Origin of the sequence: Vulcanococcus sp. DEBay_Sum29NL08_54, from assembly GCF_017859255.1 — a bacterium.
In the GTDB taxonomy this organism is placed as follows: domain Bacteria; phylum Cyanobacteriota; class Cyanobacteriia; order PCC-6307; family Cyanobiaceae; genus Vulcanococcus.
Map to the genome: position 1 here is coordinate 64,862 of NZ_JAFMNJ010000009.1, position 9,182 is coordinate 74,043.

12 protein-coding genes are annotated in these 9,182 nt (G+C 66.4%); 9 read left to right on the forward strand and 3 right to left on the reverse strand.

Annotated features, from left to right (window positions below; all coding sequences use genetic code 11):
* The first annotated feature begins 15 nt into the window (after positions 1-15).
* The 6 genes from QZ186_RS05155 to QZ186_RS05180 all read left to right on the forward strand — a co-directional run bounded on the left by QZ186_RS05155 (position 16) and on the right by QZ186_RS05180 (position 5,002).
* Complete coding sequence (locus QZ186_RS05155; RefSeq protein WP_296416085.1) at positions 16-828, forward strand: putative selenate ABC transporter substrate-binding protein; 813 nt, start codon at positions 16-18, stop codon at positions 826-828.
* A 39-nt stretch (positions 829-867) separates the two neighbouring features.
* The gene (locus QZ186_RS05160; RefSeq protein WP_010317515.1) at positions 868-1,104 is read left to right on the forward strand and encodes a hypothetical protein; all 237 of its coding nucleotides are present in this window, start codon (positions 868-870) and stop codon (positions 1,102-1,104) included.
* A gap of 90 nt (positions 1,105-1,194) precedes the next feature.
* On the forward strand, positions 1,195-1,944 hold the full coding sequence (locus QZ186_RS05165; protein ID WP_296416074.1) for a phosphonate ABC transporter ATP-binding protein: 750 nt from the start codon (positions 1,195-1,197) through the stop codon (positions 1,942-1,944).
* Complete coding sequence (locus QZ186_RS05170) at positions 1,941-3,476, forward strand: phosphonate ABC transporter (RefSeq protein WP_296416075.1); 1,536 nt, start codon at positions 1,941-1,943, stop codon at positions 3,474-3,476. Before QZ186_RS05165 ends, QZ186_RS05170 begins: the two co-directional genes overlap by 4 nt.
* An 8-nt stretch (positions 3,477-3,484) precedes the next feature.
* Positions 3,485-4,162 (forward strand): GDSL-type esterase/lipase family protein, encoded by a 678-nt coding sequence (locus tag QZ186_RS05175; RefSeq protein WP_296416076.1) that lies wholly within the window; start codon positions 3,485-3,487, stop codon positions 4,160-4,162.
* A gap of 78 nt (positions 4,163-4,240) precedes the next feature.
* Positions 4,241-5,002, forward strand: coding sequence for a sigma-70 family RNA polymerase sigma factor (locus QZ186_RS05180; RefSeq protein ID WP_296416077.1), 762 nt, complete (start codon positions 4,241-4,243; stop codon positions 5,000-5,002).
* Here QZ186_RS05180 and QZ186_RS05185 read toward each other — a convergent pair.
* Positions 4,999-5,763, reverse strand: a complete 765-nt coding sequence (locus QZ186_RS05185) for a DUF92 domain-containing protein (RefSeq protein WP_296416078.1) — start codon at positions 5,761-5,763, stop codon at positions 4,999-5,001. The genes QZ186_RS05180 and QZ186_RS05185 overlap by 4 nt on opposite strands.
* A gap of 126 nt (positions 5,764-5,889) precedes the next feature.
* On the opposite strand from QZ186_RS05185, the gene QZ186_RS05190 reads away from it, so the two are divergent.
* Positions 5,890-6,273, forward strand: coding sequence for a hypothetical protein (locus tag QZ186_RS05190; RefSeq protein ID WP_010317527.1), 384 nt, complete (start codon positions 5,890-5,892; stop codon positions 6,271-6,273).
* A gap of 15 nt (positions 6,274-6,288) precedes the next feature.
* Here QZ186_RS05190 and QZ186_RS05195 read toward each other — a convergent pair whose 3' ends face one another.
* Complete coding sequence (locus tag QZ186_RS05195; RefSeq protein ID WP_247478789.1) at positions 6,289-7,035, reverse strand: 16S rRNA (uracil(1498)-N(3))-methyltransferase; 747 nt, start codon at positions 7,033-7,035, stop codon at positions 6,289-6,291.
* A gap of 3 nt (positions 7,036-7,038) precedes the next feature.
* Positions 7,039-7,497: a DUF3531 family protein gene (locus QZ186_RS05200; RefSeq protein ID WP_010317529.1), complete on the reverse strand. Its 459-nt coding sequence runs from the start codon at positions 7,495-7,497 to the stop codon at positions 7,039-7,041.
* A gap of 69 nt (positions 7,498-7,566) precedes the next feature.
* On the opposite strand from QZ186_RS05200, the gene QZ186_RS05205 reads away from it, so the two are divergent.
* Both QZ186_RS05205 and hslO read left to right on the forward strand, forming a co-directional pair.
* Positions 7,567-8,211: an ABC transporter ATP-binding protein gene (locus QZ186_RS05205; protein WP_043706045.1), complete on the forward strand. Its 645-nt coding sequence runs from the start codon at positions 7,567-7,569 to the stop codon at positions 8,209-8,211.
* 37 nt (positions 8,212-8,248) lie between these two features.
* Positions 8,249-9,166: an Hsp33 family molecular chaperone HslO gene (hslO, locus tag QZ186_RS05210; RefSeq protein ID WP_010317531.1), complete on the forward strand. Its 918-nt coding sequence runs from the start codon at positions 8,249-8,251 to the stop codon at positions 9,164-9,166.
* The last annotated feature ends 16 nt before the right edge of the window (positions 9,167-9,182 follow it).

A 9,182-nucleotide genomic window follows, 5' to 3' on the forward strand; every position in this document is an offset into this window, starting at 1 on the left:
CAGACCAACAAGCCGGTGCTGCGCATTGGCGCCATCCCCGATCAGAAGCCCGAGAAGCTGAACCGGCTCTACGGATTGGTGGCCAATGAACTCAGCAAGCAGCTGAATGTCGACGTCAAATATGTCCCCGTCACGAACTACGCCGCGGCGGTCAGTGCCTTCCGCACCGGCAATTTGGATCTGGTCTGGTTTGGCGGCCTGACCGGTGTCCAGGCCCGGCTGCAAAAGCCCGGCTCCCAGGTGATCGCCCAGCGCGACATCGACGCCAAATTCCAATCGGTCTTCATCGCCAACCGCAAGAGCCAGCTCAAGCCCATCAGCAGCATCAACGGCCTGAAGGAGCTCAAGGGCAAGCGCGTCACCTTCGGGTCCCAGAGCTCCACCTCAGGGCGGCTGATGCCCCAGTACTTCCTGGCGCAGGCCGGGGTGAAGCCCAGCCAGTTCGCCGGTGGAGCCCCCGGTTTCAGCGGCAGCCATGACGCCACCGTGGCCCTGGTGCAAAGCGGCGCCTATGACGCCGGCGCCCTGAACAAACAGGTCTGGGAAGCCAACCTGGCCAGCGGCAAGGCCAACAAGGCCAAGGTCTATGCGATCTGGACCACCCCCGGCTACCCGGACTACCACTGGATCGCCCAGCCCGACCTCAACCAGCGCTTCGGAGCAGGCTTCAGCACGAAGCTGCGTCAGGCGATCTTGAGCTGGCGCAGCAGCAACCCTGAGCAGAAGGCCATCCTGGAGCTCTTCGGGGCCCAGCGCTTCATCGGGGCGAAGGCCAGCGATTACGCCAAGATCGAGCAGGTCGGCCGGCAGATCGGCAAGATCCGCTGATTCCAGGAGCAGAATGCGGGGAGACCTGTCCTCTCCGCATTGTCCACGACCCTGCTGACGGACCTGCTGCTGCTGGTGGCTGGCCTGCTGCTCTGGCAGCGCAGCTGCAGCGACGGCGACGAGGTCTGGGTCCTGTTTCTGCGCTCCATTGCCGCCATTGACCTGGCGGTGATCCTGCTGAGCAATGGGGTTCTCTGGCTGGAGATCCCCCTGCTCGTTCTGGTCTTCGGCCTGCCCTCAGTGGCCAAACTGGAAAAGCGTGAGGGGCGGGGATGAACCCACGCGGCCCCGACGTCATCGAACTCACCCTGGTGGGGTTAATCCTGGCCTTGATGGTCTTCCGCTTCACCCAGAGCTAAGGCCCCCATGGATGCGCCCGTCCTGGAATTGCGGGGGGTGAGCGTCAAGGGACGCCAACAGCCCAGGCTGGATCAGGTTCAGCTCAGCCTTCACGCCGGTGAACGACTGGCGCTGCTCGGCCCCAGCGGGGCGGGCAAAAGCACCCTGCTGGGCGTCGCCAATGGCCTACTCCAGGCCGATCAAGGTCAAGTGCTCTGGGCCGGGGAGGCCCTGTCCAGGCGCCCCCGAATCAAACGGCGCCAACAGCGACAGATCGGAACGCTTTGGCAGGACCTGCGCCTGATTGAGGAGCTCAGCGTTCAACAGAACCTGAACTGCGGCCGACTCGCGCAGTGGGGCTGGCCGAAGGCCCTGCTGAACCTGGTCCTTCCCATAGAAACCGAGGCCTGCGCAGCCGCCCTGCGGCAACTCGATCTCGATCCCGCTCTGTTGGCGCAATCGGTGGGACAGCTCTCTGGCGGACAACGCCAACGGGTTGCCATCGCTCGGCTGCTGCGTCAGGACCCTCTGCTCTGGCTCGCCGATGAACCCCTCTCCAGCCTTGATCCCCGCTTGGCAGGGGAGTTGCTCCAGCTCCTGCTGGAGCAGACCGCGGCGCCACGGGCGCTGGTGATGAGCCTGCACAGGCCGGACCTGCTGGCGGGATTTAGCCGCGTGGTGGGTCTGCGGGAGGGACGCATCCTGTTTGATTGCGCGCCGGAGCAACTCGAGCCGCAGGCCCTGCAGCGTCTCTACGCCGGAAGCACGACCCCTTGAAGATCGCGCCGCCACTCCAGGTCCTGATCCCCGCTGGGGTGATCCTGCCCCTGGCCCTGGTGCTGCCAGGGCTCTGCCATGGCGGCGGCTGGGAATTGATTGGCGCCTTCGCCGAGGCAGCCCTGCACCCGTCGCTGGATCCAGTCGTGGTCGACTCCCTACTCAGGGGACTGGGCGTGACGGTCGGTGTGGCGCTGTTGAGCTGGTGCCTGAGCCTGCTGCTGGGACTGCTGCTGGGGCTGGCCAGCTCGCGGCTGATCTGGAGCACCCTGAGTGGCACTGCGCTGCCTGCGGAGCTGCTGCGCCGATTCCTGGCGATCCCCCGCTCAATCCATGAGTTGATCTGGGGCCTACTGCTGCTGCAGGTGCTGGGGCTGCAGCCCGCCGTGGCGGTGCTGGCGATCGTGATTCCCTATGGCGCCCTGGTGGCCCGGGTGATCAGCGATCAACTCGATGCCTTACCCGATCAGACCCTGAAGGCCCTCTTGAGTGCCGGCAGTGCAGGCCCGGCGGCCCTGCTGACGGCCATGGGACCGCCCCTCCTGCCTGGGGTGGTCAGCTACGGCGGCTACAGGCTCGAATGTGCCCTGCGCAGCGCCACGCTGCTGGGGGTGTTTGGTCTTGGGGGCCTGGGCAACGAACTGCTGCTCACCCTGCAGTCCTTGGAATTTCGCGAGCTCTGGAGTGGCCTCTGGCTGCTGCTAGCGGTGATGCTGAGCCTGGAGAGCCTGATCCGCGCCCTGCGCCAGCGCTGGGGACTGGCCAACCGCTTTGGTCAAGCCCAGCCCGGCGTGGGACGGCAAGGCCGGGAGATCCTGCTTCTACTTGGGCTCCTGCTCCCCCTGATGCTGGCGATCAGCCACAGCCTGGGGATTGAGCCAGCGGCGCTATTGCATTGGCAACCGCTGCCGCCGCTGCATTCCCAGCACTGGCAGGAGGCCCTCGCCCTTCCCTGGGGGCGACTGATCGGCAACACCCTGCTGCTCACGGTCCTCTCGGCCTGCTTAGCCGTCGGCGGTGCTCCGCTGCTGCTCCTGCTGGTCGCGCCGTGGCGCCTGGCTCAGCCGCTGCTCAGGCTGCTCTGGGCCCTGGGGCGACTCTGGCCACCGCCGCTCACGGCACTGTTGCTGCTGTTTGTCTTCAAACCGGGGATCTGGACAGCAGCCCTGGCCTTGGGGTTTCACAACCTCGGGATCTTGGGTCGCCTGTTGCTAGAGGGCGCAGAGTCCTGCAGCGGCGCAGCCGAGGACGCCTTACACGGCCAAGGTGTCGGGGCACGGGTGGCTCTGCTCTACGGGCGTTTCAGCGCTTTGGCGCGCTCCTATCTGGCCTATGGCGCCTACCGCAGCGATGTGATCCTGCGGGAGACCGTGGTGGTCGGTCTGATGGCGGGGACCGGGCTTGGAACCCAGTTGCAGGAAAGCCTCAGCTCATTTGCCTGGGATCAGATCGCCCTGTTGCTTGTGGCCTATGCGGCCCTCACCCTGGTGGGTGAAGATCTGAGCGACCGCGCCCGGCGGCGCCTGCTGTAAGCGACTCCATGCTGTTGGCCGTTCCCCGCAAATTGATCGTGCTTGGGGACAGCGGCGTCTACGGCTGGGGGGACCCCGAAGAGGGTGGCTGGTGCGAGCGCCTCAGGCGGCACTGGATGGGGCTGCCCGGCGGACCGGTGCTCTATCCCCTCGGCGTTCGCGGCGATGGTCTCGAGCGGGTGGCGGCGCGCTGGGCCAGCGAGTTCGCTTGCCGCGGGGAACTCAGGCGTCAGCAGCCCCAGGGGATCCTGCTCTCCGTCGGCCTCAACGACACCGCGCGAATCGGTCGCCGCGACGGGCGCCACCAACTCGATCCGGAGGCCTTTCTCTTCGGCCTCCAACAACTTCTCAACCAGCTCAAAGCGGCCGCACCGGTCCTGGTGCTGGGACTGACGCCCGTGGACGAGCACGTGATGCCCTTCGCGGATCTGCTCTGGTACAGCAATGAGCACGTCCGCCAGTACGAAGCGCTGCTGAAGGAGGCCTGCATGGAGGCCGATCTGCCCTTCCTGCCGCTACTGGACTCCCTGCTGGCGGATCCGAGCTGGCTGCAGTGGATCTGCCCCGATGGGATTCACTTCAACAGCGAGGGACATCGTCAGATCTACGAGCGGGTACGTCACTGGAGTCCGCTCTTGAGCTGGGCGGACCTTCAGCCCACCAGCGCCGGGACCCCCCTCTACTGAGGGGAATCAGACCCCCGAGGGGGTGAGCCAACGAGCGGTTCAAGCGGTTGAGGCTGAGGGCAGAGCAAGGCATCCGCTATGGCAGTCCAGGACCAACAGCAATGGCTCTTGAGCCGTTATCTCAAGGACCCCAACCACGCGCACCGCAACGCCGTCGTCGCCGCCAACCTGCCCCTGGTCTGGAAGGTGGCCCGGCGGGAAAGCGAGCGCAGCGGCCACAGCTTTGAAGACCTGGCCCAAGAGGGCGTCCGCGGTCTGATCAAGGCGGTCGAGCGCTTTGATCCAAGCCTGGGCAACACCCTGAGTACGGCCGCCGTTCCCTGGATTCGCGGCGCCATGCGTCACTACCTCAGGGACCGCTGCCGCGTCTTCAGCGGCGCCCGCAGCGTGATCGAGCTGCTGCAGCGGGGAGCAGCACTGCAGCGCCGGCGCGAGCAGCAGGGACTCAGCCCGATGAACGACAGCGCCCTGGCCCGGGCCCTCGGCTGCTCCCAGCAGCGCTGGCAGGAAGCCCAGGCCCTGCAAACCTGCCTGCGGGTGGCAAGCCTGGATCAACCCGGCGGCGGGTCAGATCCCGAGACCCCCCTGGTGGAGCAACTCAGCGATCAACAGGCACCAGGTCAGTACGGCTGGCTCGAGCGCTGCGAACTGCGCCGTCAGCTCTGGAGGGGACTGAAAACCCTGCAGGCCAGTCAACGGCGACTGGTGCTAGCCCGGGTGCTGCAGCAGCGGACCTGGCAGGACCTGGGCGCCATGGCAGGGATCAGTGCCCGTGCCGCCCAGCGGCGCTACCAGCAGGCCTGCGGCATCGTCCGTCAGCAACTGGTGGGCGCGAGCTAGGCCAGGGCGAAGCGCAGCGCCAGCCCCATGGCCAGCAGGGCCGCAATCAGGGTCTGCAGGGCATTGACCAGCTCATTGCTCAGCCAGGGGAAGCGGTCCTGGACCGTGGCGCCGATCAGGCTCTCCATCAAGGTCGCCGCCAGCCCCACCAGGGCCACCAACAACCAGGTCGGCCCGCCCTGAATCAACCCCAACTGGAGCATCACCAGGGCCATCAAGGCGCTGCCCGCCGCACTGGCGGCGGTGCCCTCCAGGCTGATGGCTCCCTCGGTGCCGGGGGGAACGGGCTGGAAGTTCGTGATCGAAACGGTGTGGCGTCCCCAACGCTTGCCGATCTCACTGCCGCAGGTGTCGCCCAACTTGGCGGCAAAGCTCGCGGCAAAGCCGATCTTGAGCAGGATCACCGGCGCCATCGGCCAGACGCTGAGCACCGCCAACGCGGCCCCAGTCGCCGCCGATCCCCAGACGTTCTCAGGCCCGCGCCGGCCGCCACGCCCCTCGGCCAAGCCCTGCTCCTGCTTACGCCGGTAGCCCAGACGGGTCACCAGCGAGCCGAGGGCTAGGTAAAGCGCCACGGCCAACCAACCGGGCCAGTCCAGGCTGCCGAGGAGCACGGTGCCGAGGATCCCCGCGTGGACCCAGCCGGAGCGCGTCAACAGGGGAAGCCGCTGGGCGGCGGCAATCAGCACACCATTAATCACCAGGGCGGCCAGCCAGTGCTGCAAGCGCTCTGGGCTGAGCAAGATCTGCAGATCGAGCATCCCTGGAATCAGCGACTGGCTCCAGAAGAACACAGCAGCTGGAACTTCTGTTGCACTGCCCTACGGCCGCTGTTCAGAAGCACCGGCAGCAGCGGATAATCCTGCAAACGGTCTATTACCGGCGCCATGGTGTTCAACCGCAAAGGCAGCTTCTTCCTCAACCTCGATGAGAAGGCAGCTGAACAGTCGGTGACTGTGGCCCCCATTGCCGAGAAGCCTGCCAAGGCCAAGGCTCCTGTCGAGGCCAAGGCTGCCGTTGCACTCAAGGCAAGCGCCGCCGCTGCACCTGCTGAAACCGCACCTGCAGCGACCGGTTCGGTGCAAACCACCGCTGAAGCGATCGCCGCTGAATTAGCCGCGGAGCAAGCCGCTCTTCCCGCCAAGACCGACGCCACCTTCGCCCCCGAGTGTGTGACCGCCGGCGGCGCCCTGCCGATGCGTCGCCGCCGCGGTGGCGCCAACCTCGCCGGCTTCCGCAGCATGGCCAGCGGCATGTTTGGCAAGAAGTAAGGCTGAGGCCCTGAGCTAGCTGCCGCAGCGCGCAACGCGGGCACTACTCAGGCTGCTCAAGCCACTCACGCAGGCCGTCGAGCTGCGCAGGATGCGAGGGCCCAGATCAACGGGCTTCCATCCGGCCGCCTCGGCGGCCTGTTCTTCGCTGGGGGACCAGCCCCCCTCAGGGCCGCAGGCCAGCCAAAGGCTGGAGAGACGCTCCAAGGGCTGATCGGCGAGCACAGAAGCCAACAGCGGCAGCTCTTGCTGACGGGTGGTCGCCCAAAACCCTGGAACCGCTGAATCCCTCAGGCCCAGGAGCTGATGGACGTCCATCGGCTCCTCAATCCGCGGCGACCAGAGCCGTTCACATTGCTCAGCCGCTTCAGCGGCAATGCTGCGCCAGCGCTCCAGCCGCAGGCTGCCCTGGACGACCGTTCGCTCACAGAGAAGCGGGATGAAGCGATCCACCCCCAGCTCGACGGCCATACGCAACACCACCTCAAAGTCGCGCTTGACCACCGCAGCGGCCAAGACCAGCTGGGGAGCCGGTGCAGGCTGCTGCTCCAAGGGCGCCTCCAGGCTCTGCTCCAGCTCGGCGCAGGCGGACTGCCGAAGCACGGCCGTCCAGAGCGCGCCCTGACCGTTGACCACGGCAAAGCGATCACCGGCACTGAACCGCAGCACGCGGGTGAGATAGCGCTCCTCCTCACGGGTCAACGCGATCTGCGAAGCCAGGCGCTCCGGTGCAATCAACAGCCGACGCAGCTCCCGGGCCATGGACTACGCGTCCGGGGCTCCGACGGGGAAGAGGCTTTCGGGGTGGTCCTCCACGGGCCAGTCCTCATTGGCCCCACCGATCAGCAGCTCCTCGATCTGCACCACATCGGAATCGATCTGGCGCAGGGTGTTGATCAGGACATCGAGGGCAAAGCCGTCACTGGTGCCCAGATCCACCCAGCAGCGCGCCCAGGAGCCCTGGTACTCGATTTCACCCATGTTGTGCATCAGTGCAGGCATGGCCCGCTCCGCCGTCTCGGCGTCGTAGCCCATCCAGCTGACCTCAGCGCCCTCCTCGTGGACCTGCAGGTTCTCGGCGTTGAACCCACCCAACTTGCCCAAGAAGAACCAACTGTCCAAGGTGGTCTCGATATAGCCCCGCTCCCCCTGGCCCGGGGGATTGCTGAAGCGCAACCACAGCCAGCAATTGAAGGGGTCAAATTCTCGAAAACGAATCTCCATTGCAGCGCGATGCAGCAGGGCTTGCTCCCATCAAACATGCTGGGGGCACCTGACGGCCATCGGCCAGCGATGCTTGAGCTCGACGCGCTCCGCTACCACGCCGCAACGGCTCCGGAGCCTGTCCTGCGGGGGGCCAGCATGGGCCTGGAGCCCGGGCGGATTGCGCTGGTGGCCGGCCGCAGTGGCTCCGGCAAGTCCACCCTGCTGGAGTTGATCTGCGGACTGGCCGATCCAAGCCACGGGGAGATCCGCTGGCACGGCAAAGCCCTCAATGCCCGCCAGCGCCGTTGGCTCTGCGGCCTGGTCTTTCAGTTCCCCGAACGCCATTTCCTCGGACTCACCGTCGGCCAAGAACTGCGACTGGGGCAACGGCGCCTGCCAAGCGAGAAGGCGGAGGCGGTGCTGCAGCAGGTCGGCCTTAGCGGCCTGTCCTTCCAACAGGCCCCGGAGGAACTCAGCGGCGGACAGCAGCGGCGCCTGGCCATGGCGGTCCAGCTGCTGCGGGACCCCAAGGTGCTGTTGATGGATGAACCCACCGCCGGTCTGGATTGGTCCGTGCGCTCGGAAATCATTGAGCTGATCGATCAGCTCAGCCGCGAGCGCATCGTGCTGATCGTCACCCATGAGCCTGAACTGTTCGAGCCCCTGACGGAACCAGGACAGCGCTGGAACCTGATCGATGGGCAACTCCAGCCCGCGCTCATCCCCTGCTGAGGCCGCTGAATACAGTGCCTCGAGCAAGGGGCAGGGCATGTCGGATCGGTTGGTGCGCGCAACGGCTGCAGGCGGAGGGATCCGCCTGGTGGCTGTCAGCACCAGCACCACGGTTCGCTACGCCCGCCGCCGCCACAACCTCTCGTTTTTGACGACCGCCCTGCTGGGACGCGCAATGACCGCCGGCCTGCTGCTGGCCAGCTCCATGAAGGTCGCCCACGGGCGAGTCAACCTGCGGATCTCCTCCGATGGCCCGCTCAAGGGACTGATGGTGGATGCCGGCCGCGATGGAACCGTGCGCGGCTACGTCGGGACCCCCGAGCTCGAACTCGACCTGCTGGACAGCGCCGATGGCGCCCACAGCTTCGACTTCAGACAGGCCACCGGCACCGGGTACCTCCACGTGGTTCGGGACCTGGGCGAGGGGGAGCCGTTCAGCTCAACGGTCGAGCTGGTCAGCGGCGGCATCGGCGATGACGTGGCCTCCTACCTGCTGCACTCCGAGCAGACCCCCTCGGCGGTCTTCGTGGGCGAGCGCATCGACAGCAGCGGCTTAAGGCATGCCGGCGGGGTGTTGGTGCAAGTGCTGCCCAAGGCCGCGCGGGAGCCAGCCCTGGTGGCGCTCTTGGAGGAGCGTTGCCGCGAGATTGAGCACTTCAGCGACCGCCTGGCCGCCTGCGAAGGCAACCTTGAGGCCCTGCTCCAGGACATCTTTCCGGACCTTGATCCCCAGCTGCTGGAGGACGCCGAAGCCAGCCAGGACATCACCTTCCACTGCCCCTGCAGCCGCAAGCGCAGCGTCAACGCCCTCAAACTGCTGGGGCGCGATGAGCTCTCCCAGATGCTCAGCGAAGACGGCAAGGCCGAACTCACCTGCCATTTCTGCAATGAGGTCTATGACATCAAGGCCGCCGAGCTGCAGGAGCTGATCGACGAGCTTTCGCCTGCCGCCTAACGGCTGAAAAAGTGTC

Excerpts from the sequence above, each read along its gene's own strand:
- QZ186_RS05200 (WP_010317529.1), bottom strand. The coding sequence starts at position 7,497 with ATGGAGATTCGTTTTCGAGAATTTGACCCCTTCAATTGCTGGCTGTGG.
- QZ186_RS05185 (WP_296416078.1), bottom strand. The coding sequence starts at position 5,763 with ATGCTCGATCTGCAGATCTTGCTCAGCCCAGAGCGCTTGCAGCACTGG.
- QZ186_RS05205 (WP_043706045.1), top strand. The coding sequence starts at position 7,567 with ATGCTTGAGCTCGACGCGCTCCGCTACCACGCCGCAACGGCTCCGGAG.
- QZ186_RS05165 (WP_296416074.1), top strand. The coding sequence starts at position 1,195 with ATGGATGCGCCCGTCCTGGAATTGCGGGGGGTGAGCGTCAAGGGACGC.
- QZ186_RS05195 (WP_247478789.1), bottom strand. The coding sequence starts at position 7,035 with ATGGCCCGGGAGCTGCGTCGGCTGTTGATTGCACCGGAGCGCCTGGCT.
- QZ186_RS05175 (WP_296416076.1), top strand. The coding sequence starts at position 3,485 with ATGCTGTTGGCCGTTCCCCGCAAATTGATCGTGCTTGGGGACAGCGGC.
- QZ186_RS05190 (WP_010317527.1), top strand. The coding sequence starts at position 5,890 with ATGGTGTTCAACCGCAAAGGCAGCTTCTTCCTCAACCTCGATGAGAAG.
- hslO (WP_010317531.1), top strand. The coding sequence starts at position 8,249 with ATGTCGGATCGGTTGGTGCGCGCAACGGCTGCAGGCGGAGGGATCCGC.
- QZ186_RS05180 (WP_296416077.1), top strand. The coding sequence starts at position 4,241 with ATGGCAGTCCAGGACCAACAGCAATGGCTCTTGAGCCGTTATCTCAAG.